We start from the raw sequence: 21922 nt of genomic DNA on the forward strand, positions 1-21922 counted from the left end.
TACCGACTTCAACCCTTCATGGCGACGGTGAGCAGAAATGCAACGTCTTCGAGCGCTTCGACGCTGTGGCGGTCGGCCGGCACGGTGAGGAAATCACCGGTGGATCCTTTCCACTGGTCGCTCCCACACACAAGATTCAGCTTCCCGCTCAGGACCAACAGTGTGGCTTCGCCCGGACTGTCGTGTTCGGCGAGGCTCTTGCCGGCGCTCAGGGCGATCACCGTCTGTCGCAGGCTGCGCTGGTGGCCGCCGTAGACGGTTTGTGAACTGCGACCGCTGGTCGCCGAGCCCGCCAGTTTCAACTGTTGACGAGCGAGAGCGGTCAGTGACTTCTTGTCCATCGAAGACCTCTCGGAAGCGGTGAATGTCGTTCTTGGAGTATGACCGACTCACTCGCGAGGTGCCTCGTTATCGGCGGAAGTCGGTCAGCGCGTGTATTCCAGCCAGCGGAAGCGCAGCCCGCTCTTCTCCGAGGTCTGCCAGGGCTCGTCGGACTTCAGGTTCCATTCGGGGCCGATCTCGGGAGCAAAGGCATCACCGGCGATGTCGAGGTCGACCTCGGTCACCAGGAGATGCGTCGCGAATGGCAGTGCAGCCGAATAAATTTGCCCGCCTCCGACGACAAATACGTCACCGTCCGGCAACGCCAAGGCGTCGTCCAGCCTGTGGACTACCTCGGCGCCTTCGGCTTGCCATTGCGGATCGCGCGTCACGACGATGTTCCGACGCCCGCTGAACGGCCGGAACTTCAGTGGAATGGAATCCCAGGTGCGCCGTCCCATGATCACCGGATGTCCCATGGTGACGCGTTTGAAGTAAGCCATGTCCTCGGACACGCGCCACGGGATCGTGTTGTCGACGCCGATGACGCCGTCGTGGGCCTGCGCCCAGATGAGGGTGACTGTGCGATCGGTCATCGTCAGACCGCTACCGGCGCTTTGATCGCGGGGTGGTGCTGATAATCGACGATCTCGACGTCCTCGAAGGTGTAGTCGAAAATGGAGTCGCGTTTGTTCAGCTTCAGGGTCGGCAACGGAAGGGGCTCGCGACCGAGCTGCTCGGTGACCTGGTCGACGTGGTTGTCGTAGATGTGGCAGTCACCGCCGGTCCAGACGAACTCGCCGACCTCGAGTCCGGCCTGCTGGGCCATCATGTGGGTGAGCAGCGCGTAGCTGGCGATGTTGAACGGAACGCCGAGGAACATGTCGGCGCTGCGCTGGTACAGCTGGCAGGAGAGCTTTCCGTCGGCGACGTAGAACTGGAAGAACGCGTGGCATGGAGCCAGCGCCATCTGCGGAATGTCGGCGACGTTCCACGCCGAGACGATGATTCGCCGCGAATCGGGGTTGGAGCGCAGGGTCTCGACGGTCTGCGTGATCTGGTCGATGTGCTCGCCCGAAGGGGTGGGCCAGCTACGCCACTGGACGCCGTAGACGGGGCCGAGTTCGCCGTTCTCGTCGGCCCACTCGTCCCAGATGGAGACGCCGTGCTCGTGCAGCCACGCCACGTTGGAGTCGCCGCGCAGGAACCACAGGAGCTCGTTGACGATCGACTTGAGGTGGACCTTCTTGGTGGTGACGAGCGGAAAGCCGTCGGCAAGATCGAAACGCATCTGGTGACCGAAGATGCTGCGGGTGCCGGTTCCGGTTCGATCGGATTTGGCGGTACCCGTCTCCATGACGAGCCGGAGGAGGTCTTCGTAAGCAGTGGAGACAGTCACGGGAATCAGTCTAGGGCCTGCCTTGCCGTGCGCCTTTATTAACCTCCCGCGGTTAATAAAGGCGCACGGCAATATAGCCTCGGCACATGCGCGAACTCTTGGTGATCGGTATCGGTGCGGGTGATCCCGACCAGGTGACGGTTCAGGCGATCAAGGCTATGAACAGGGCCGATACGTTCTTCATCATCGGAAAGGGTGACGAGAAGCAGGCTCTGGTCGACTTGCGAACCGGCATCCTCGACGAGCACGTTCACCTCGACTACAAGGTGGTCGAGATCACGGACCCGCCGCGGGACCGAACCCCGACCGATTACGAGGGGGTTGTCGAGGACTGGCACGAGCGTCGGGCCGCGAAATTCGAAGCGGAATTCGCGGCCGAACCTGGCGTCGGAGCGATTCTCGTCTGGGGTGATCCCTCCCTCTACGACAGCACTCTGCGGATCGTCGAGCGCGTGCTCGCTCGCGGGAAAGTGACGTTCGACTACTCCGTCATCCCGGGAATCACCAGCGTGCAGTCGTTGGCTGCACAGCACCGAATCGTCCTCAACCGAATCGGCGAACCCATCCACATCACGACCGGCCGCAAACTGGCCGAGGGATTGCCCGACGGCGTGGACAACGCCGTCGTCATGCTCGACGCGCATTGCACCTTCACTCAGGTGGCCGAAGCCCATGCCGAAATCTGGTGGGGGGCATACCTCGGAACCGCGGACGAGGAGTTGATTTCCGGCAACCTGCGCGACGTCGAAGATCGGATCGTCGCGCGCCGGGCGGAGCTGCGCGAGAAGCACGGTTGGATCATGGACACGTACCTCGTTCGGCGCTGACACCGACCGCGGATTCGCGGCCTCGATCCTGCGCTCTTGATCCCGAACGACGGTCTGCGCACCTATGATCTGCGCATGACATCGTTCGGGCAGGACCGACTGCAGTCGATTCTGCCCGCGCCGCGTGGCCGTGAAAAATCAGCTGTGAAGTCGGCTTTCGACCTTCTCGTTCAGTGGTATCGGCGTCCTGATCAATTCGACAGTTTCAATCGATACCTCGCCACGAAGGGCCTGGAGCTAGCCGTCCGATTGCTGGTCATCGGTTCCCTGACGACGGTCATCGTTGCGATGACTCTGCTGCGCTTCAGCGACGCGGGCGTGCACAACCACGTCACCAGCGTCGTCAACGCCGTCATCATCGGAGTCACGGTCGCGGTGATCGTGCTCTTCTGCCTTCTGCCCGAAATCACGCGTCGGTGGTCGTACTTTTTTGTCGCCTACTGCGAGGTCGGCGTATTTGTCGGTGTGTTCTTGAACAACGACCCCTTCATCGGGTTGATCCAGTGCGTGCTCTTGATACTGATCGGTGGTTACATCGCGTATTTTCACAACGCGAGACTCCAGGCGATTCACATCGCCCTGTCCATCGTGGTTCTGGCAGTGGTCGGACGAAAGGTCGCGGTCTACGCGGATCCTGCGTTGGCCACCGCACTGTGTCTGATCATCGCCACCGGGATCGTGGTCATCCCGTTCGCCTGCCAGTTCGTCCTCTCACTTCTCGGCTCCGACGCGGACAGTTCGGATGTGGATCCGTTGACCGGCCTTCTGAATCGGCGCGGGCTGCAGCGAGCTGTTGTCGAAATGGGGGCAACGGGGCACGCGTCGAGCAAGTCGTCGTATGTCGTCGCGATCGTCGATGTCGATTCCTTCAAGAGCGTCAACGACTCGCGGGGGCACGAGGAAGGCGATCTCGTACTTCGTCAGATTGCTGATCGACTGCGGTGGTGCGGCGGCGAGAAGGCGCTCTTCGCCAGATTCGGTGGGGACGAGTTCGTCTTGGTGGACACGATCGACGTCGATGCAGCGCCCGCATTCGAGGACAATCTACGAAGGCACCTCCGAATCGACGATCGTGATCCGGCGGTGACGACCAGCGTCGGAGTCGCGATCACCTCTGCCGAATGGTCTTCGATCATTTCCGACGAGGAATTGACGGAACTGTTTCGAGTAGCAGACGCCTCGATGTACCGCGCGAAGGCCGCCGGCGGCGATCGAGTTGTGATGTGGGACGGCAAACAGTGAGAATTGTCTGATTGCGGGGAGTTGACTGGATTACCCTGACCCTATGGAATCTGCCGAGAGTGTGGAGCGTTCGGACGCCGTCGCGTCTCAACGACCGCTCTCCGGCCCCGCATTCCGGCTGATCTCTTCTCAACTTGTCGATTGGTATCGGCGTCCGGACCAATTCGACACCTTCAATCGCTATCTCGCGGACAAAGGGTTGACCGTCGCCTCGCGGTTTCTTGTCGTCTGCTCGTTGGTGCTGGTCACCGTGATCATGTTCTTGACTCGCTTCAGTCCACAGGGACCGACCACTCCGCACGCGCGCACCGCGAACGCAGTCATCATCGTCATAACCGTGATGATGGCCGTCGCCCTCTCGACGAGGCGCAACCTCTCCCGTTCCTGGTCATACGCCTTTGTGCTCTATTCGGAAGTGGGAATAGCGGCCGCAATGCTGTTGTATTCCAATCCACTTGCGGCACTGGCACATGCCGTGATGTTCTCGGTGATCGGCGGATACATCGCGTTCTTCCACAATGCTCGAATACAGAGCCTTCACATGCTGTGGGTATTCGTCGTAGTCATCGGCATTGTGACGCGCATTTCCGTTGTCGAGAACTATTCGGATGTTCCGGTTCTGATCGCTTTGACAGTTCTCGTCGGCGCGGCGATCTACGTGATCCCCTTTGCCTGTCAGTTCATCTTCTCCATCCTCGGCACCGATGCGCTGAATTCGCAGTTGGACCCACTGACCGGACTACTCAACAGGAGGGGACTGGCCGACGAGGTGCGACTGCTACTGGAGCGGTCGTACGCGAATTCGGCGCTTGTCGTTGTCGCCGCTGTCGACATCGATCGATTCAAGACCATCAACGACGAATATGGGCACACAGTCGGGGACGCTGTGATCGAGAAGGTCGGATCGAGACTGGTCGAATGCGCCGGCCCGGCGGCCTTGATCGCACGGATCGGCGGCGACGAGTTCATCATCGTCGATTCGGGCGATCAACGCTCGGTCGATCGACTCGAACAAGAACTTCAGCGATCAACGGTCACTGCTCCCGACCATTCCGAGGTCGCCCTGAGCGTCGGAATCGCGAAGGTCGCAGGTCCTTTCGAATCGCCGGACGATGCACTCATCGCCTATCCCACTTTGCTGCGACGTGCAGATCGCGCGATGTACGCAGCGAAGGCGCGCGGTGGACACTCGGTGGTTCTGCTGACCGAAACGGACTGAGCACACGGTGAGTGTCCGTGGTCGGCGTTAGTCTGATGCCATGCCTGAACTACCCGAGGTGGAAGCGCTGGCAGGGTTCCTTCGTCAGCACGCGGTCGGCGCAGTAGTGGGACGCGTCGATATCGCTGCATTGAGTGTGCTCAAGACCTTCGATCCGCCGATCACGGCTTTGCAAGGGCGTGACGTCACGGGCGCCGCCCGCTTCGGGAAACATCTGGCTCTGGATTGCGACGGGTTGTGGTTGGTCACGCATCTCTCCCGTGCCGGTTGGATGCGGTGGCTCGATAATCCGTCGCCAACGCCGCCGAAGCCGGGGAAGGGGCCGTTGGCGCTGCGCGTTCATTTCTTCACACCTGAAGGGTTGACGCCGGCATTCGATCTCACCGAAGCCGGCACCAAGAAACGCCTCGCCGTGTGGGTGGTGAACGATCCGCAGGAGGTTCCGGGCATCGCCCGGTTGGGGCCGGACGCGATGGCTGTGACAGAAGCTGAGTTCGCAGAGATTCTGGGCGGGACGTCGGCGCGGATCAAGAACTCGATAGTCGATCAGTCGCTGATCGCCGGCATCGGGAACGCCTACTCGGACGAGATCCTCCACACCGCGAAACTTTCGCCCTTCGCGACCTCGTCGAGGCTGACGCCGGAGCAGATTTCGACGCTGTATGCCGTGATGCGGTCCACGCTGGCCGACGCGATCGAGCGTTCGGAAGGTCAGGACGCGGCCCGGCTCAAAGGTGAGAAACGCTCGGGAATGCGAGTACATGCGCGCACCGGACTTCCCTGTCCGGTGTGCGGTGACGTCGTACGCGAGGTGTCGTTCGCGGAGCGTTCTTTTCAATACTGTGCGACGTGCCAGACAGGCGGTAAGCCGTTGGCGGACAGGCGAATGTCGAAACTGCTCAAGTAGCGAACTGCGCCGCGAGTAGTTCGACGAATTCACGGGCCAGCGCCGACGAATGGGTGGGTTCGGTAATTGCGTGGACGATCCGATGCGGGGCATCGGTGATCGGAATACAGACCAGTTCGGGATGTAGGGCGCTCATGGACTGGGGGAGCAAACCGACACCCAGGCCGTTGGCGGTCAGTGAACAGATCAGGTCCACCGAGTTGGCTTCGAGCGTTTTTCCGCGTGGGACCTGTGATTCGGCGAAGGCTTGGTCGGTTTGGACACGGGCCTCGCTGCCGGAGGCGAAGTCCACGAGAGTGTGATCCCGTAGGTCTTCGAGTCTGATCGACGAGGCCTGGGCAAAGGGATGGTCGGGAGCAACAAACGCTGCGGTGGGTTCACTCCACAACGGTGCGGCGGCAAAGCTCTTGGGTAAGCGACCTGCGGCCAATCCGACGATGCCGACGTCGATTGCGCCGGACCGGACTCCTTCGATAACTACTTCACTGCCGTACGGTCGCGCGGTGATGTTGATTGCAGGGTGGCGGCGTGTCAGATCTGCCAGCGCACGACCGACGTCGACGCGCCCCGCCGAGGTGATGGTGCCGACCGTCAGCCGCACTTGCTCGTTGCTCCGTGCCGAGACATCACTGACCAGTCTCGACACGGCGCCGAGCACCTCACGGGAGCGGGCGACAAAAACCTCCCCGGCAGCAGTCAGGCCGACGTTTCGACTGTTGCGGTTGAACAATTCGACTCCCAGTTCCTTTTCGAGGTCTCTGATCTGGGCACTCAACGCGGACTGTGAAACGTGCAACCGCGCGGCAGCACGGCTGAAGTGTCTGTCTTCCGCGACTGCCAGGGCGTAGCGGATGTGACGTAGTTCCATTGCACCAATCTATCGCTTCTGGAGATAGATCATGCATATCTATCTATTGGACGCACGTCGGTGTGGGCGGTCATGCTTGACGACATGATTTCAAGCGACGCGCGTCCGAGGCTCGGACTACCGATAGTGCTGCTGATGGCTGCAGCGACGGGTCTGTGCGCGGGCGGTAACTACTTCAATCAGCCACTCCTCGATTCCATCTCGGACCACTTGAACGTCTCGGCCTCCGCAGCGGCCGCGACGGTGACCATCGCACAGGTCGCGTATGCACTCGGATTGATACTTCTGGTTCCGGTAGGCGACATGGTCGACCGACGCAAGCTGACGGTAGGGCTCATGCTGCTGGCGGCTACCGGTCAAGCGGTCAGCGGATTTGCGCCCAACTTTGCCACGCTTGCCGTGGGAATCGCAGTGGCAGGGGTCTTTTCGGTTGCTGCCCAGGTGCTGATTCCGTTTGCCGCCTCACTGGCCGAACCTGAGCGGTCCGGTCGGGTGGTCGGAACGATCATGAGTGGACTGCTGATCGGAATCCTGTTGGCGCGCAGTGTTGCCGGCGTGCTCTCCGGACTGGGAGGTTGGTCGACGGTCTACAAGGTTGCGGCGGTTCTGATGGTGGTGATGGCCGTGGCATTGTGGCGATCTCTGCCTTCCGATTCCGCCGATCGACCGAAGGCAAGCTACGGGGCGACGCTCGCGTCGGTAGGGAAGTTGGCTGCGACCTTGCCGCGCCTGAGAACTCGATCGGCCATGGGCGGGCTGGCTTTTGCTGCCGTCAGCACAGTCTTCACGACAATGGCCTTTCTTCTCTCCGGCGAATTCGGCTACAGCGATACTCAAATCGGCCTGGTCGGACTACTCGGCGTGGCGGGAGCGTTGATGGCGACCGTGGCGGGCAGACTGGCCGATCGGGGACTGGGTCAGGTGGCGACGGGCGGAGCTATCGCGATTCTGTTGGTGTCGTGGCTTCCCTTTGCCTCCGGTGCCACGCATATAGTGTGGTTTCTTGTTGCCATCGTTCTTGCCGACCTCGCGCTGCAGGGAGTGCACGTCAGCAACCAGAACGTGATCTACGCCCTTGTCCCCGAAGCGCGTTCGCGTGTGAACTCGGTGTACATGACCACCTACTTCGTGGGTGCCGCCGTGGGCTCGGCTGTGGGGTCGATGGTGTGGAAGTCGTACGGCTGGAACGGAGTATGCATCGCCGGGTTGGTCTTCTCCGTTGCAACGGCGTTGGTGTGGATGCACGATCGCCGGCTGGAAAAGGCTGAACTGCGAATCCCGGAATCCCTTGTCTCGGTGGGATAGGCACCCGCACCTTCTCGGATCCCCGCACCTGTCAGATTTCGGCGCCTGTCAGATTTCGGTACCGTCCACCAAGATCTTGCCGACGCGTTCGGGATAGAACGACACGTGGTTGTCGATCCCGGACGCTTCGGCGGTGGTGAACGGATAGAACCACGCCAGATCCGCGATCGGTGCGAGTTCGGTTGTGCCGGTGAAGGACAGATACGACGCAGTGCCCTTGTACGGGCAGGCCGTGGTGGTCGGGGACGGCACAAAGTACTCGCTGCGAACGTCGATTCTCGGAATGTAGTACCGCGTGGGCAGTCCGGTTTCGAACAGCAGTCTGGGTCGTGTCGTCTCGGCGACCAGTACGTCGCCGACAAAAACCTGGACGTGTCGGGACGAGGGGAGTGCGTCGATACGTACGTATGGATCGCGGGCGTGGACAAAGACCTGTTGATCCTCCTCGTACCAGGCGTCCATGCGATCCCAGTAGAACGCGACGTACTCACTCAGGTCCAGGGAACCGTCGAACTGTTCAGGGTAGGACCAGACGGCGTCCTCGGCCCGGCGATCCCCGATCTCGATCGTCCAATAGGTGGCGTCACCTTTCCATGGGCAATGGGTGGTCGTCGACGTCGGGACGAGGAATTCGGTGCGAACGTCCGCGCGAGGGATGTAGTACATCGGCAGGCGGCCGCGTTCGAAAAGGTACACCGAACGAGTGGTGTCCGCGACGGCGTGACCAGCGAAGAATGCTCGAACGCGGCGGGGGTTCGGCTCCAGTGCGATCCGCCCGTTGGAAGCTGTGATCTGTGTGTCTTCTGCGTGAGTCAGTGCTGTGGACATTCGCGAATGCTCCTGAGATCGGCAGGGTGGTCCTTCCCATCCTGCGCCCGGCAGCAGCTATTTGACAGGTTGGAGTCGAAATACGCGGATCTGGCGCCCGAATGCTCGATCGGCGTAGGTTTCGTACGGTGGCCACGTGGTGGTCGCGAGCTTCCACAGCTTCTTACGCGTGGCGCCCTCCGCCAGACTCGCACCGACCGGTATTTCGACGCCCTTCACTGTCACGATTGCGGTGGGATTTGCCATCAAATTGAGTGTCCACGCTGGATGCGTATCCTGCCCCCAGTTGGATCCGACGACGACAAACGCATCGCCGTCGGGTGCGTACAGGAGTGGTGTGGTGCGAGAACGGCCGGTCTTGCGGCCAGTGGTGGTGAGCAGTAGCTGTGTCACGGTGTTCTCGCCGACGAGTGAGAGCTTGCCGCCCGACACTCTCTGCACTGCTCGATCGAGCGGAACCAGATCCTTGCCGAGATCCGAGAACCATTGTGTATGGCCGACATTGCGCATCAATGACCGGTAGATATTGCGCATAGGACCCCTCGGTTTCTCGGCACTGTTTCGAGGCTGGTGCACCTCGACTCGAAAGAGTCTGCCACGTCAGGTCACAGATACCTGAGTCCCAAGGTCCCGAAAGGAATGAAGCGGTCAGCCGAATTCGGTTTTGGTGGAGTGGAATTGGGGCATACCTCCGAAACCGTTCGTGTGCGCGCGTTGGACGGCCATTGGAAGGTCAAGCCCCCGTGGTCAAGCCCCCGTGGTCAAGCCGCCGTGGTCAAGACTCCGAGGTCAAGCCTCCGTGGTCAAGACATCGGGCTCTAGCCACTCGACGCCGAGCAGTTCGGACAGCGACCGCAGACCGGATCGATCACCACCTTTCAGACCTGTGACCGAATTGAGATTGCGCAACATGACCGTGGCGACGTCCTCTTCCTTGGTGCCCACGCCGAAGGGTATGACCCATGGACACGTCTGGTAGTCGCGGTGTGACCGACCGAATGTCTGTTCTGCCGCGATCCCTGAGTATCGCGGTTGATGAAAGATCCCCGTCCGTGGCAACGAGGACGCGTGAGTGCCGTCGGGGAGTGCTTCGTTGGCGTGGAGCGAGATCGAGGTCGTGACATTGAAGACGATGACCGGTGCATCCCCGCGTTGAAACCGCAGACGTTGACCCTCCTTGTCCGGCACCGCGCCGAACAGCTTTGCGACCGAGATCCCGGAGTCTTCGATCATCTCGACCAATGGATCGCCTGCCGTGGAGACGAATTCGACGGCCACCAACACCTGTTTGCCTGCCTTGACCTGCGCCTGCGCCCACTGGGCCGTCGATTCGGCGCGGATCATGCCCGCCTTCTGTCGATAGCGCAGAACAAGCGCACGGCCCCGCGCGATGTTGCGGCTCTTGCGGGCCAATCCCATTTCGTAGGCGTACTCGGCCCACTCGGTCTCGTACTCGGCGCGCTGGGCATGGGTGAGGTCGATCGGCATACCGTCGAGCGGAACGGGTCCCCACGGAGTCGGTCGATGAATCATCAAGGGCGGTTTGCTGTTCGACATCCATCCACGCACGGTCTCGAGCGCCTGGGATTGCAGGGTCGCTGATTCCTTCGCCTCTGCGCTCCACGTCCACTTCCCGTAGGACTTGTCCAGCGGAAGGCCGGACTCGACAAGCCTGGCACCCAGGTCGGACCAGTACTCCGAAGGTTCTGAATGCAGCTGCGCAAAAAGCGGCGCCAGGTAACGCTGATCTGCCGGCGTATGTCCCGGTGTTGCTGTCACGGACAGGACGAACGGCGCTTGCTCGTGTGAATTGGAAAAGCGCGCAACCTTCTCGAAGGCAGCTGTGCGCTGTGTGTCGTTGCTGTACAGCTGGGCCTCGTCCGCGATCACCACACCGAAGGTGTACTTGGGACGGCCGTTTCGCGCGATCAGCTTCTTCAATTGGTCAGGCGACATGATCAGCCAGCGGAATCCGCCGTCGCCCACCGAGGCGATGGAATAGCGCCAATGCGGAATGGTGATCTGTGCGGGTCGATCGACGAGGACGAGGATGTTGGTTTCGCCGCGTTCCTCGGCAATCGTCTTGGCCGACATCACTGCGATCAGCGTCTTACCCAGGCCGGCATTGTCTGCCAACAGAAATCCGCGTTTGCCGGCCCGAGCAGCGTCGACGACGGCCGCAGCCCCCGAAACCTGCTCGGGCCGAGGAATTTTGGGTGCAGCAACCGGGCGTTCGCCGGTGCTGTCATTGATGTCGTCCTCGACCCACTGCTGATACGAGAAGGGGAGTGCCTTGAACGGAGCGAGTTCTACAGGCAACTCCGTGCCGACCCACGCGTAGCTCTTCCATTTCTTGACGAACTGCGCACCAGGCGCCGGCGTCCGAAAGGGTACGTCGAGAAGCCAGACTCGTTCGCCCGGAGCGGCTGTCGGAACGTCGGGCATCACAGCGCGTGATCGTTTCTTTGCGACAGTCTTCTTTGCGGCGGTCTTTTTGGTTGCACTCTTCTTGGGAGCAGCCTTCTTCGGTGCAGCCTTCTTTGCGGCAGCCTTGCGTGCCGTGGTTGCTTTGCGTGGTGGCATCAGGCGGTTTCTGCTGTGAGGAATTCACGCAGCGTGAGCGCAGGCCGGCCGACAAGGTCCTCCACGGTGCTCGTGATCATCGCCAATTCACCCTGCGCGATTGCGGTGTACGTCGACACCCAAGCATCGAGCTCCCAATCGGGTGCGTTGTACGACGCCCGCGACTCGTAGGCTTCCTCGAGCGTTTCCTCGACGTACGTGGTCCGCTTGCCGGTGACCTCGGTGATGATGCTCGCGGCCTCGGAGAGCGTCAGTGCCTCGCGTCCGGTCAGGTTGTACGTCTGTCCGACATGAGAATCCAGATCCTGCAGAACCGACACGGCGACGGCAGCAATGTCGGACCGCGCTACCGCGCCGACAAGACCGTCACCTGCGGGTCCGCGGATCACACCGTCTTCACCGGCGAGAGCGGGTAGGAAATCGAGGTAGAAGCTGTCGCGCAGGAAGGTGAATGCGAGTCCGGAAGCGCGGATATGTTCTTCGGTGATCCAGTGATCGCGAGCGAGCGTGAACGTCGCGTCCGGAGCGGCACCGAGGAAAGACGTGTAGACGATGTGCCTGACCCCGGCCTCCGCTGCGGCGTCGATGAAGGTGCGGTGCTGATCCAGGCGATCTGCGCTTTCGGCCGCCGAGACCATGAAGAGGGTGTCGATTCCGGCCAGAGCCGCGAGAGCGCTCTCCTGATCCCCGTACGTGGTCTGGGCCGAATCGGCACCGGGGAGCTGCGGTAATCGGTTGACCGAACGCGCGATCAGCCGCTGCGGGACACCGGCGTCGGCCAACGACCGGGCCACCAGTCCGCCGATATGACCGGTAGCGCCGGTGACGGCGATCCTCGCTGACCGTGAATCTACGGACATGGTGCCCCTCCTTCGGTCGGTGTGCATCCCATCTTGCCGGAACCCACTCCCACGTCAGGTCACGACGCGACGATTACACCGCGAGCCACCGACAGAGCGTCGGACAAAGCTGTTCTGGTGTTGTCGTCGAGGGGCAGCAGGGGCCGGCGGGGAAGGCCGGCGTCGACGCCGAGAAATTCCATCCCGGCTTTGACCGTCGACGGCAGTCCGCGACTGACGAGGACCTTCAGTAGTGGCTCGATTTGTTCGAACACAGCGGCGGCACCCGACCGATCACCGGATTCGAGTAGACGCCAGAAGTGCACCACCTGTTCGGGGGCCAGACACGGGGCTGCCGTGCACCATCCGCTTGCACCGGCAGAGAAAGATTGCAGTGCAAGAGGATTGCTGCCGTTGAAGAAGGGAACCGTGCCACCGCTCAGTTCGTTGATGCGGTTCATGCGGGTGATGTCGCCGGTGGATTCCTTGATCATCGTGATGCCGTCGACGGTGGAGACGAGGTCGACGAGAAACTCCGGCGACATGTCGATCCCTGTGGTCGCGGGATTGTTGTAGATCATCGTGGGAATGTCGACGGAATCGGCGACCGCACTGACGTGTTCACGAATCTCCTGCTCACCCAGATGCCAGTACGACGTGGGGAGGATCATCATTGCGTCGGCACCGGCGTCTGCCGCGATCGATGCTCGGCGGAGTGCTCCCGCCGTCGTCAGATCCGACACTCCGACGACGGTGGGGACTCGTCGGTCGACGTAGTCGACAGTTTCCCGGGCGACCGACTCCCATTCGGCGTCGTCGAGATAGGCGCTCTCGCCGGTGCTGCCGAGTGGGGCTATCGCGTCGACACCACTGCTGATCATGCTGTCGAGGAGCGTGTGTAGCGGCTTGGGATCGAATGCTCCGGTGTCCCGGTCGAACGGGGTGATGGGGTAGGCGACGATTCCCTTGATTGTTCTGCTCATGGGGTTCTCTGTTCTGTTGGTGGGAAACGAAATTCAGTTGGTCAGTGCGTCGGGATGATTGCGGAGAGCCCGACGGGCGTAGTACGCGAAGTTCGCCTCGCTGCGCCGAGGGGTCAGTGTCCAATCGTGAGCCTCCTTCGCCAGGCGAGGCGGTAGCGGCTTGATGTCGCCGGCAGCCATCGCCAGCAACTGCAGCCGCGCGGCCCGCTCGATCAGATGCCCGAGGGAGCATGCTTCTTCGACCGTGTTGCCGACGACGAGTTGGCCGTGGTGGGCGAGCAGAATTGCCCGCTTGTCGCCGAGGGCAGCCGAAATGATCTCGCCCTCTTCGTTTCCCACGGGAACTCCGGGCCAGTCGGCGAGAAATGCGCAGTCGTCGTAGAGGGGCGCGATGTCCATTTGGGAGACGACGAGGGGAATCTCGAGCATCGACAACGCCGTCGCGTGCAGTGGGTGTGTGTGGACGATGCAGTTGACGTCGGGTCGGGCGCGGTAGATCCAACTGTGGAACCTGTTGGCGGGGTTCGGCATGCCCTCCCCGTCGAGGACTTCGAGATCCTCGTTGACGAGCAGGAGGTTGTCCTCGGTGATCTCGTCGAACCCGAGGCCGAGTCGCTGGGTGACAAACGTGCCAGGCTGCACGCCGCGGGCGGAGATCTGGCCGGCGAGACCGGAATCGTGGCCGGCGTCCGACAGCGCGCGGCATGTCAGTGCGATCTTCTGTCGAAGTGTCCAACTACCTGTGGTTACTTCGGTGAGCATCTTCGTCTCGGCGGTGGCCATGAGTTCTTGCTTGCTCGCATGCATCGTGTCGGTCATGGGGTGTGCCTTTCTCGGGCCCGGAATCAATGACATTCAGTCACCTATAGGACACAAAGTGTCATATAGGACGGAAATGTGCAACCCTCAGTACGAGCGTCGCTGATCGTCGCAGGTCAATGTGTTGGTAGTGTGATGACACAAAGTCTCGTGAGGGGAACCGAATGGCAGCGTTTTTGCGAACACATCGGCGTCGCGCCGGTCTGACGCTCGAGGGCCTGGCCGAGCAGACCGGTCTGACGAAGAGCTATCTCTCGAAGGTCGAGCGGGGTATCAGTACCCCGTCGATCGCGGTGGCGCTCAAAATTGCACGGGTGCTCGATGCCGATGTGGGACAACTGTTCTCGGACAGTATGGAGGGCAATGCCATGACGATCGTGCGCGCCAAGGACCGCGTGATCGACCCGGCTTCCTCCGTGCAGTCTTCCGTCTACGATCCGATCGCTCCCTCCATGGTCGGAAAGGCCATGCAGCCGTTCGTGGTTCATCCGGCGTCGGTGATGGGTCCCAAGTTCATGGACCACACGGGAGAGGAGTTCGTGTTCGTGCACTCCGGATCCGTAGAATTCGAAATCCCCGGACAGACGATGCACCTCGACGCCGGCGACAGCCTGTATTTCGACGCGAATACGCCACACCGGATGCGATCGGTGTCGGCAGATCGTGCGGTGGTGCTGGTTGTCGTCTACGACAAGCCTTCGACTGGATCACCCAGCGGTGACTCACTGGAAGCGCACTGCGGGGTGAGCAGATGACCCTGGGGATCGACACGACACTGACGCTGCTCGCGGCCGGTCTGATCTTCCTTCTCTCCCTGTGCCTGGGAATCTGGAAGTACCGGCAGATGGCCACCTCGGACAATCACCTCGCCCATCCGTATGTCGACATCGCCCACCGCGCTGCCCTGATGTACTCGTTTGCGACGCTGCTGATCGCGGTGTTCGTCGAACTCAGTGCGTGGCCGACGTGGATCAACCTGACCAGTGCCGCAGTGGTCGTGTTCTTCTTTCTCGCAGCGATTTTCAGCTACATCGCTCACGGTGCGATCAAGGACACCGACAATCAGTTCGAGTCCGCCGGTCCGCCCCTGCACCTCGGAATGTTCCTGCTGATTCTCGGTGAGGTGGGCGGATTCGCGGTCCTGCTCGCAGGTTTCGTGAAAGGCCAGTTCTTCTGACCGGGCTTCAGCGTCGGTGCTCGTAGCCGATCCAGGCGCGTCGACGCTCACCCATCGGGTCGTTCTCCACTCTGGACGTCTCGTCGAAGATCATCGTTTGCCGCTCCGGGACGGAGTAGGCGGGCCAATCCTGGTCCGGCACTCCGTGTCGGGCGAAATGGATCCAGTGGCGCTGCACGGTGGAGGTCACCGCGGCCAGTCCGCGACGTCCACCGACCGCGGTCAAGGCCGCGGTGAGTGCATCCGAACGGCCGAAGACCGCAAGCAATTCGGTGGCATGGGTAGCGCCCATGCCGATGAGTCTGAGCAGGCGAGGCGCAAAATCGTAGCGGTAACTGTAGGTAGGAGCTACCTGGCAATGGCCCTGTGCGCACAGTATTGCCGGTTCCCAGAAGGTGATGTCGCCGCCGAGATCGGCGGCAGCGAAACGATGCGGATACGTGGGATACGCCGCGAGCGCACGTGCTTTCACTTCAGGGGTGGTGTGGGAGAACATCTTCTCGATCCGAACCGGGTTGGTAGGCAAGATGTCGAGAACGCGCGGAAAGATCCGCCCCTCATGGAGATTCGAACCGACGAGCAGCGGAACGGGGTGGGCCCGTCCGGCGGCGAACACGTCGAGCGGGTGTTCGGGAAGAATGTCGTCACCCACTACAGGGGCGAATGCCCGTGTTCCGGGTTCTTCGTCCGCGCCGCGTCGCGCAAGTTCTTCGCCGGCGTCGACCAGTTCCTTCACCGAAGCGGAGCGCAGCCACGAGGCAGGATCGGTTTCCGGTGCGTCTGCGATCTCGAGGAACTCGCGCGCCCATCGCTGCGCTCGATCCTTTCCGTATGCCGAAGCAGCCGGCGGACTTTGAGCAATGGCCCGAGCGAACAACCCTCGGGCCGCGGGCGTTGCCATCAGAGTGGTGACAGCGTTGGCGCCGGACGATTCACCGAAGACGGTGACGGCGTTCGGGTCGCCACCGAAGGAGGCGATGTTGCGCTGGACCCACGTCAGCGCGGCGATCTGATCGCGCAATCCGAGGTTCGTGTCGAATGATTGTTCAGCAGTGGAATACTCACTGAAATCGAGGTAGCCCAAGGCGCCGAGACGATATTGGATCGAGACGTAGACGATGTCGCCACGTTCGACCAGGCTCGTTCCGCGGTACATGGGCGTCGACGGATTCCCGCCGTTGTACGCGCCGCCGTGAATGAAGACCATGACCGGTCGCAACGAATCCGACGGTACCTGCGGGGCCACGACATTGACGAAGAGTGAGTTCTCGTCGAAGTTGCTCTTGCGCTGCGGAGACGGAGAGCCGAATGCTTCCGCCGGGCGGACACCATTCCAAGCCTCGACCGGCTGTGGTGTGCGAAATCTCGAGCGGCCGGTCGGGGCCGCTGCGTAGGGGATTGCTCGCCAGGTGCGCAGTCCTCGATCGAGGCGCCCGCGTACGACCCCGGAATCGAGAGTGATCTCGAGGGGGCTCGTCACGGTAGGGAGATGTCGGTGCCGTGGCTACGGTAACCGCTGTATCCCGACCAGGCCAAGCGTTGTTCACGTCTGGGATCGTTCTCGACGCGGACGATCTCGTCGAAGATCATGCTCCTACGCTCCTGCGCGTCGTAACGCGGCCACGACCCACGCGGCGAGCCGTGCTTGGCGAAGTGAAGCCAGTGTCCCTGAACAGATTCGGTGACTGCGCGCAGTCCGCGCCGACCGCCGGGAAGGGTGAGGCCGCGCCCGACAAGGGTGTCGCCGATACCGAAGACCGCGAACATCTCGAAACCGTGAGTGGCGTCGAGGCCGAGCCAACGCATCATCGTCGGCGCAAAGTCGAATCGGTAGGCGTACGTCGGCGCCGATTGTGCGTGAGCCTGCATCAACTCCACTGAAGGGTGCCAGAACGTGACGTCTCCACCGACGTCGATCGCGGACTGCTCGTCGGGATAGCCGGGATAGGTTGCGAGGATGCGCTTTCCGGCCTCGGGATCGGTGAGAGCGAACATGGTGTCGATGCGCGACGGGTTGGTCGGGAGTGCGTCGAGCACCTTCGGGAACAGCGTTCCCTCCCGTCTGTTGGTGCCGATGATCATCGGAACCTGGTGTGCCGATCCTTCATTGAATGCGTCCAAGGGGGAGCGCGGCAGGAAGTCGCCGTCGACGACCGGACCGAAGGGATGTAGTCCAGGCGTGTTCGCCAGTACCTCGGCACCGAGTCTGCTGCCTGCTCGGCCCAATTCGACGGCAGTCGCCGAGGTCAAAGCCTTCGCGGGTGGTAGACCGGAATTGAGGATCTCGACGAAACGCGCACCCCAGGCGTGCGATCGCTGCGTGCTCGAGACCAGATCAGGAGCCGAACTCTCGGCGATCGCACCAGCGAACAGTCCCTTGGCAGCCGGAGTAGCCATCAAGGTGGTGACGGCAGTGGCTCCGGCGGATTCACCGAAGATCGTGACTTTTTCAGGATCCCCACCGAAGGCAGCGATATTGCGCTGCACCCATTGCAGGGCCGCGACCTGATCGCGCAGTCCGAGGTTGGAATCGAATGCCCGCTCGGCCGTGGAGAAGGGCGTGAAATCGAGGTACCCCAGAGCACCGAGGCGGTAGTTGATCGAGACGTAAACGATGTCGCCGCGTTCGACGAGGGACACACCGGAGTACAAGCCGGTAGCCGAAGTCCCGATGGTGTTTGCCCCACCGTGGATGAAGACCATGACCGGAAGCGGGGTGTTACCGGCGTTCGCTGGAGCGAGCACGTTGAGTGTCAGACAGTCCTCGCTGCTCGGCTGGTACTTCCCGGGCGAAAGCAGCAGCCCCTTCTTGTGCTGGACCGAGGCGTCGCCGAACCTGGTCGCGTCGCGTTCTCCGGTCCATGGTGTGACCGGCTGTGGCCGCGTCAGACGCAGTGTTCCGACCGGCGGCCGGGCGTAGGGAATTCCGCGCCAGGCACGAAGTTTTCCCACCCGGCGGCCGCGTAGGGTGCCGTCGGCCGTGGTCACAAGTATGTCGGACGCCATGTCGCGACTATACGTACTTCGGGATCGCGTCAGCGGCGAGCCTCCAGCAATCGAAGCCAGACCTCACTGACCGTCGGATACGAGGGCACCGCATGCCAGAGAGTTTCGAGTGGGACGGCGCCGACGACCGCGATTGTCGCCGCGTGCACCAGTTCGGACACTTCGGGCCCGGCAAAAGTAGCGCCGAGGATCACGTCGGTGGCCTTGTCGATGACCAACTTCGCGCGCCCGGAGTAGTCGTCGCGCAACAGCGAGGATCCTGCGACGGCCAGTTCGATCTCCACGACTTCGACGTCGTAGCCGTCGTCGCGAGCTTTCTTCTCGGTGCGTCCCACCCACGCGATTTCGGGTGAGGTGAACACCACCTGGGGGACCTGTCCGTTGTCCGCCGACGCCGTGTACCGAGGTCCCCTGAGTCCGCGGCTCTCGGCCCGCGCGGCGATGACGTCTCCGCAGACTCTCGCCTGATACTTGCCCATGTGGGTGAGGGGAGAGCGGCCGTTGATGTCGCCGACGGCGTAGAGCCACTCACCTTGGGCACAGAGGTGATCGTCAGTGGTGACGTACTTGCCGTCCTCGAGGCCGATGACGGACAAGCCGAGATCGGCAGATGTCGGCCCGCGGCCCGCCGCGACGATGACCTCGTCGACCTCGATCACACCGGAAGAGGTCTCGATCCTGACGGGTCCACCGTGGATGTGGCCCTCACCGGTGTCCTTGGCGTCGGGTCGCGACACCGAGTTGACGGCGGTGCTCAGTCGAACGTCGACGCCGCGGGCGCCGAGTGCTTCGGCAACCATCGTTCCGGCAAACGGTTCTGCCGATTTCAACAGAGCATCGCCTCTCACGAGCAGTGTCACGTGAGCGCCGAACGACGACAACCACGTTGCGCACTCCGTTGCGACGACTCCGCCGCCGATGACCGCCACCCGCGACGGAACCTCGTGGAGATTGGTCGCATCGCGCGACGTCCACGGGAGTGCTTCACGCAACCCCGGCGTCTTCGGGACAGTGGCAGTTGTGCCAGTGGCGAGTACAACGGCTTGGCGGGCGCGGAGCTTACGGGTCCCGTCGACGGTCACAGCGCGCTCGCCGTCGATCACCCCGTGGCCTTTGATCACGGTGATGCCCGCGGAGGTGGCCCAGTCGACCTGGGACGAATCGTCGTGGTCGTGGGTGAACGAGTCGCGCCGTTTCAGGACGGCCTCGACGTCCAGCGGTCCGGCCGGGATCCCGGGCAAGGCGTCGGCCGCCTCGAGGACCTGCCCCGGGCGCAGTAGCGCCTTGCTGGGCATACAGGCCCAATACGAGCATTCACCGCCGACCAGTTCGTGTTCCACGATTGCGGCGGTGCGATTACTTCCGGCGATGGCGTACGCGGCGGCGTTCTCGCCGGCGGGCCCACCGCCGATCACGATGACATCGAATTCGTCGGTCATGGCTCCACGGTATGTCGGATCGGTCCGAGTTCGCTCGGTTACCGCCGGGTACGAGAACTCGAAGATGGTTACAGTTGCACCCATGACGCGGCAGAAGATTTTGATCACCGGTGCCAGTTCTGGTCTGGGCGAGGAGATGGCCAGGAGATTCGCCGCGGCCGGTCGCGACCTCGCGTTGTGTGCCCGGCAGACGGATCGTCTCGACACGCTGCGTGGGGAGCTGGTGGCGCAGTACCCGTCGATCAGCGTCGCAGTGCGCGAACTCGATGTGACCGAACACGATTCCGTCGTCCGGGTTTTCGGTGAGCTGCGCGACGAGTTGGGTGGCCTGGACCGGGTGATCGTGAACGCCGGGCTCGGCAAGGGCGCCAAGATCGGAACCGGAAAAGCGCACGCGAATCTTGCAACAGCGCAGACGAATTTTGTCGGCGCGCTGTCGCAGTGTGAAGCTGCGCTCGAGATATTCCGCGCGCAGGACGCCGGACACCTCGTTCTCGTGTCCTCGATCAGCGCCGATCGGGGGCTGCCAGGGCCAAAAGCGGCCTATTCGGCAAGCAAGGCCGGGGTAGCGGCTCTGGGTGAGGCGCTCAGTATCGAGTTGGCGCGCACACCTATTCGCGTCACCACCCTGCTGCCGGGCTTCATCAAGACCGACATGTCCGCCGGCGCCGGCGACGACGCAGCGCTCATGGCCAGTTTGGACGAAGGCGTCAGTGCCATGGTCGACGCCATCGAGAAGGAAACCACCCGAGCGGCGCTACCCGGCCTCAAGTGGCAAGGGATAGATGCGGCCCTACGATTCCTGCCCAACTCCGTGACAGCGAGGTTTGTCTGATGAGCATCCACATCTCGAACGGTAAGCCCCGAGTAGTGATCGTCGGTGGCGGCTTCGGTGGACTGTACGCAGCGAGACGACTCAAGAAGGCCGACGTCGAGGTGGTTCTGATCGACCGAGGGACCAGCCACGTCTTCCAGCCACTGCTCTACCAGTGCGCCACGGGTCTGCTCTCCGAAGGGCAGATCGCAAGTCCGTTGCGTCATCTGCTCGAGGACAACAAGAACACGAACGTCGTTCTGGGCGAGGCCAAGTCGGTGGACGCGGACGCCGGAATACTGACTGCCAGTCGCTTCGACGGGTCGACCTTCGAATTGCCGTACGACTACCTGATCGTGGCGGCTGGAATGCGCCAGTCGTACCACGGTCAGGACGAGTTCATCAAATGGGCGCCCGGCATGAAAACCCTCGACGACGCTTTGGCGATCAGACGCAGTCTCATTGCTGCGTTCGAGATGGCCGAATCGCTCCCGACAGCGGAAGAACGTCGACCGTGGCTGACATTCGCCGTGGCGGGCGGCGGACCCACCGGCGTCGAATTAGCCGGACAGATCCGCGAATTGGCAATGCACGCGCTCACAAACGAGTTCCGGTCCATCGACCCGGACGAGGCAAGGGTACTGCTTTTCCACGGCGACGATCGGGTGCTCCCTTCGTTCAGTCGCAAGCTCTCGGCCGCCGCCAAACGTACTCTCGACGGGATCGGCGTCGAGACTCACCTCGGCGTGCACGTCACCGACGTGTGCGAGACCAGCATCGAGACGACGGACAAGAAGACAAAAGAGAAGCGGCAGTACGAGACCCGCACGATTCTGTGGACCGCGGGCGTCGAAGCAGTGCCGTTCGCCGAGGCACTGGCCACGGCGCTGGGTGTGAAGCAGGTCGGCGGTGGCCGCATCGAGGTGGAAGCCGATCTGACCGTTCCCGGCCACCCGAACGTCTACGTGGTGGGCGACCTCATGTCGCGGGACAAACTTGCCGGGGTGGCCGAGGTCGCGATGCAGGGTGGTCGGCACGCCGGTGCCCGGATCGCTGCAACCGTGGAAAACGGAGTGCCCAGCCGAAAACCGTTCAAGTACCGCGATCTTGGAACCGCGGCCTACATTTCGCGACGCCACGCGTTGCTTCAGGCAGGGCCGGTCCAGTTGTCCGGGTTCATCGGATGGGTGTCATGGGGAATCATCCACATCGCGTTCCTCGCGGGGTTCCGCAATCGCGCCAGCACGGTGCTGAACTGGGGCGCAACCCTGGCGTCGAAAACGCGTCGGGAACGGGCAATCACGTACGGCGACCCCGAAACCGCGCGGCAGCCGTACAACTGAGGG

The 21922-nt window shown here is 62.3% G+C and carries 22 protein-coding genes; 9 read left to right on the top strand and 13 right to left on the bottom strand.

What is annotated here, in order from left to right; translation table 11 throughout:
* Window positions 1-8: 8 nt before the first annotated feature.
* From RE4_RS06330 to RE4_RS06340, 3 genes are all read right to left on the bottom strand, one after another.
* Window positions 9-341: a cupin domain-containing protein gene (locus tag RE4_RS06330; RefSeq protein ID WP_003946336.1), complete on the bottom strand. Its 333-nt coding sequence runs from the start codon at window positions 339-341 to the stop codon at window positions 9-11.
* A gap of 84 nt (window positions 342-425) precedes the next feature.
* The gene (locus RE4_RS06335) at window positions 426-917 is read right to left on the bottom strand and encodes a dihydrofolate reductase (protein WP_019744784.1); all 492 of its coding nucleotides are present in this window, start codon (window positions 915-917) and stop codon (window positions 426-428) included.
* Window positions 918-919: 2 nt separating this feature from the next.
* Window positions 920-1720 carry a thymidylate synthase gene (locus RE4_RS06340; protein WP_021332281.1) on the bottom strand — a complete coding sequence of 267 codons (801 nt, stop codon included), beginning with the start codon at window positions 1718-1720 and terminating at the stop codon, window positions 920-922.
* A gap of 86 nt (window positions 1721-1806) precedes the next feature.
* On the opposite strand from RE4_RS06340, the gene cobF reads away from it, so the two are divergent.
* The 4 genes from cobF (at window position 1807) to RE4_RS06360 (ending at window position 5915) form a co-directional block, all read left to right on the top strand.
* The gene (gene cobF / locus RE4_RS06345) at window positions 1807-2547 is read left to right on the top strand and encodes a precorrin-6A synthase (deacetylating) (RefSeq protein WP_060938206.1); all 741 of its coding nucleotides are present in this window, start codon (window positions 1807-1809) and stop codon (window positions 2545-2547) included.
* A 75-nt stretch (window positions 2548-2622) separates the two neighbouring features.
* Window positions 2623-3789 (top strand): GGDEF domain-containing protein, encoded by a 1167-nt coding sequence (locus tag RE4_RS06350; protein WP_238076529.1) that lies wholly within the window; start codon window positions 2623-2625, stop codon window positions 3787-3789.
* A gap of 43 nt (window positions 3790-3832) precedes the next feature.
* Entirely contained in the window at window positions 3833-5008 is a 1176-nt protein-coding gene (locus RE4_RS06355; protein ID WP_019744781.1) for a GGDEF domain-containing protein, read from the top strand.
* Window positions 5009-5048: 40 nt separating this feature from the next.
* Window positions 5049-5915 carry an Fpg/Nei family DNA glycosylase gene (locus RE4_RS06360; RefSeq protein ID WP_019744780.1) on the top strand — a complete coding sequence of 289 codons (867 nt, stop codon included), beginning with the start codon at window positions 5049-5051 and terminating at the stop codon, window positions 5913-5915.
* Here RE4_RS06360 and RE4_RS06365 read toward each other — a convergent pair.
* A complete protein-coding gene (locus RE4_RS06365; protein WP_019744779.1) occupies window positions 5908-6783 on the bottom strand; it encodes a LysR family transcriptional regulator in 876 nt (291 codons plus the stop codon). The two genes, RE4_RS06360 and RE4_RS06365, sit on opposite strands and share 8 nt — an antisense overlap.
* A gap of 72 nt (window positions 6784-6855) precedes the next feature.
* Between RE4_RS06365 and RE4_RS06370 the strand changes: the two genes are divergently transcribed.
* Window positions 6856-8088, top strand: coding sequence for an MFS transporter (locus RE4_RS06370; protein ID WP_060938208.1), 1233 nt, complete (start codon window positions 6856-6858; stop codon window positions 8086-8088).
* Window positions 8089-8136: 48 nt separating this feature from the next.
* On the opposite strand, the gene RE4_RS06375 is transcribed toward RE4_RS06370, so the two are convergent.
* From RE4_RS06375 to RE4_RS06400, 6 genes are all read right to left on the bottom strand, one after another.
* Window positions 8137-8916 (bottom strand): DUF427 domain-containing protein, encoded by a 780-nt coding sequence (locus RE4_RS06375; protein ID WP_060938209.1) that lies wholly within the window; start codon window positions 8914-8916, stop codon window positions 8137-8139.
* Window positions 8917-8973: 57 nt separating this feature from the next.
* On the bottom strand, window positions 8974-9450 hold the full coding sequence (locus RE4_RS06380; RefSeq protein ID WP_019744776.1) for a nitroreductase/quinone reductase family protein: 477 nt from the start codon (window positions 9448-9450) through the stop codon (window positions 8974-8976).
* Window positions 9451-9705: 255 nt separating this feature from the next.
* The gene (locus tag RE4_RS06385; protein ID WP_046378999.1) at window positions 9706-11499 is read right to left on the bottom strand and encodes a DEAD/DEAH box helicase family protein; all 1794 of its coding nucleotides are present in this window, start codon (window positions 11497-11499) and stop codon (window positions 9706-9708) included.
* A complete protein-coding gene (locus RE4_RS06390) occupies window positions 11499-12359 on the bottom strand; it encodes an SDR family oxidoreductase (protein ID WP_060938210.1) in 861 nt (286 codons plus the stop codon). The genes RE4_RS06385 and RE4_RS06390 overlap by 1 nt, the downstream gene beginning before the upstream one ends.
* A gap of 59 nt (window positions 12360-12418) precedes the next feature.
* On the bottom strand, window positions 12419-13321 hold the full coding sequence (locus RE4_RS06395) for a dihydrodipicolinate synthase family protein (protein ID WP_060938211.1): 903 nt from the start codon (window positions 13319-13321) through the stop codon (window positions 12419-12421).
* Window positions 13322-13354: 33 nt separating this feature from the next.
* The gene (locus tag RE4_RS06400) at window positions 13355-14140 is read right to left on the bottom strand and encodes an aldolase (RefSeq protein WP_060938212.1); all 786 of its coding nucleotides are present in this window, start codon (window positions 14138-14140) and stop codon (window positions 13355-13357) included.
* Window positions 14141-14304: 164 nt separating this feature from the next.
* Here RE4_RS06400 and RE4_RS06405 point away from each other — a divergent pair, with 164 nt between their 5' ends.
* Together RE4_RS06405 and RE4_RS06410 are read left to right on the top strand one after the other, a co-directional pair.
* A complete protein-coding gene (locus RE4_RS06405) occupies window positions 14305-14895 on the top strand; it encodes a helix-turn-helix domain-containing protein (protein ID WP_019744771.1) in 591 nt (196 codons plus the stop codon).
* Window positions 14892-15317 carry a hypothetical protein gene (locus RE4_RS06410; protein WP_060938213.1) on the top strand — a complete coding sequence of 142 codons (426 nt, stop codon included), beginning with the start codon at window positions 14892-14894 and terminating at the stop codon, window positions 15315-15317. Before RE4_RS06405 ends, RE4_RS06410 begins: the two co-directional genes overlap by 4 nt.
* 7 nt (window positions 15318-15324) lie before the next feature.
* Here the strand turns inward: RE4_RS06410 and RE4_RS06415 are convergent, their stop codons facing one another.
* From RE4_RS06415 to RE4_RS06425, 3 genes are read right to left on the bottom strand one after another with little or no spacing between them, the layout of a single operon-like run.
* Window positions 15325-16797 (bottom strand): carboxylesterase/lipase family protein, encoded by a 1473-nt coding sequence (locus tag RE4_RS06415; protein WP_060938214.1) that lies wholly within the window; start codon window positions 16795-16797, stop codon window positions 15325-15327.
* Window positions 16794-18323, bottom strand: coding sequence for a carboxylesterase/lipase family protein (locus RE4_RS06420; RefSeq protein ID WP_060938215.1), 1530 nt, complete (start codon window positions 18321-18323; stop codon window positions 16794-16796). Before RE4_RS06420 ends, RE4_RS06415 begins: the two co-directional genes overlap by 4 nt.
* Window positions 18324-18352: 29 nt before the next feature.
* Complete coding sequence (locus RE4_RS06425) at window positions 18353-19762, bottom strand: dihydrolipoyl dehydrogenase family protein (RefSeq protein WP_060938279.1); 1410 nt, start codon at window positions 19760-19762, stop codon at window positions 18353-18355.
* 82 nt (window positions 19763-19844) lie between these two features.
* Here RE4_RS06425 and RE4_RS06430 point away from each other — a divergent pair, with 82 nt between their 5' ends.
* Together RE4_RS06430 and RE4_RS06435 are read left to right on the top strand one after the other, a co-directional pair.
* Complete coding sequence (locus tag RE4_RS06430; protein ID WP_060938216.1) at window positions 19845-20597, top strand: SDR family oxidoreductase; 753 nt, start codon at window positions 19845-19847, stop codon at window positions 20595-20597.
* Complete coding sequence (locus tag RE4_RS06435; protein ID WP_003946361.1) at window positions 20597-21919, top strand: NAD(P)/FAD-dependent oxidoreductase; 1323 nt, start codon at window positions 20597-20599, stop codon at window positions 21917-21919. Before RE4_RS06430 ends, RE4_RS06435 begins: the two co-directional genes overlap by 1 nt.
* The last annotated feature ends 3 nt before the right edge of the window (window positions 21920-21922 follow it).

Source organism: Rhodococcus erythropolis NBRC 15567 (assembly GCF_001552595.1).
Classification (GTDB): Bacteria; Actinomycetota; Actinomycetes; order Mycobacteriales; family Mycobacteriaceae; genus Rhodococcus_F; species Rhodococcus_F erythropolis.

Bases quoted from the DNA above. Each gene is read 5' to 3' on its own strand.
- cobF (WP_060938206.1), top strand. From the start codon at position 1,807: ATGCGCGAACTCTTGGTGATCGGTATCGGTGCGGGTGATCCCGACCAG.
- RE4_RS06385 (WP_046378999.1), bottom strand. From the start codon at position 11,499: ATGCCACCACGCAAAGCAACCACGGCACGCAAGGCTGCCGCAAAGAAG.
- RE4_RS06420 (WP_060938215.1), bottom strand. From the start codon at position 18,323: ATGGCGTCCGACATACTTGTGACCACGGCCGACGGCACCCTACGCGGC.
- RE4_RS06335 (WP_019744784.1), bottom strand. From the start codon at position 917: ATGACCGATCGCACAGTCACCCTCATCTGGGCGCAGGCCCACGACGGC.
- RE4_RS06435 (WP_003946361.1), top strand. From the start codon at position 20,597: ATGAGCATCCACATCTCGAACGGTAAGCCCCGAGTAGTGATCGTCGGT.
- RE4_RS06430 (WP_060938216.1), top strand. From the start codon at position 19,845: ATGACGCGGCAGAAGATTTTGATCACCGGTGCCAGTTCTGGTCTGGGC.
- RE4_RS06410 (WP_060938213.1), top strand. From the start codon at position 14,892: ATGACCCTGGGGATCGACACGACACTGACGCTGCTCGCGGCCGGTCTG.
- RE4_RS06370 (WP_060938208.1), top strand. From the start codon at position 6,856: ATGCTTGACGACATGATTTCAAGCGACGCGCGTCCGAGGCTCGGACTA.
- RE4_RS06375 (WP_060938209.1), bottom strand. From the start codon at position 8,916: ATGTCCACAGCACTGACTCACGCAGAAGACACACAGATCACAGCTTCC.
- RE4_RS06380 (WP_019744776.1), bottom strand. From the start codon at position 9,450: ATGCGCAATATCTACCGGTCATTGATGCGCAATGTCGGCCATACACAA.
- RE4_RS06360 (WP_019744780.1), top strand. From the start codon at position 5,049: ATGCCTGAACTACCCGAGGTGGAAGCGCTGGCAGGGTTCCTTCGTCAG.
- RE4_RS06400 (WP_060938212.1), bottom strand. From the start codon at position 14,140: ATGACCGACACGATGCATGCGAGCAAGCAAGAACTCATGGCCACCGCC.
- RE4_RS06330 (WP_003946336.1), bottom strand. From the start codon at position 341: ATGGACAAGAAGTCACTGACCGCTCTCGCTCGTCAACAGTTGAAACTG.
- RE4_RS06405 (WP_019744771.1), top strand. From the start codon at position 14,305: ATGGCAGCGTTTTTGCGAACACATCGGCGTCGCGCCGGTCTGACGCTC.
- RE4_RS06425 (WP_060938279.1), bottom strand. From the start codon at position 19,762: ATGACCGACGAATTCGATGTCATCGTGATCGGCGGTGGGCCCGCCGGC.
- RE4_RS06350 (WP_238076529.1), top strand. From the start codon at position 2,623: ATGACATCGTTCGGGCAGGACCGACTGCAGTCGATTCTGCCCGCGCCG.
- RE4_RS06390 (WP_060938210.1), bottom strand. From the start codon at position 12,359: ATGTCCGTAGATTCACGGTCAGCGAGGATCGCCGTCACCGGCGCTACC.
- RE4_RS06365 (WP_019744779.1), bottom strand. From the start codon at position 6,783: ATGGAACTACGTCACATCCGCTACGCCCTGGCAGTCGCGGAAGACAGA.
- RE4_RS06395 (WP_060938211.1), bottom strand. From the start codon at position 13,321: ATGAGCAGAACAATCAAGGGAATCGTCGCCTACCCCATCACCCCGTTC.
- RE4_RS06355 (WP_019744781.1), top strand. From the start codon at position 3,833: ATGGAATCTGCCGAGAGTGTGGAGCGTTCGGACGCCGTCGCGTCTCAA.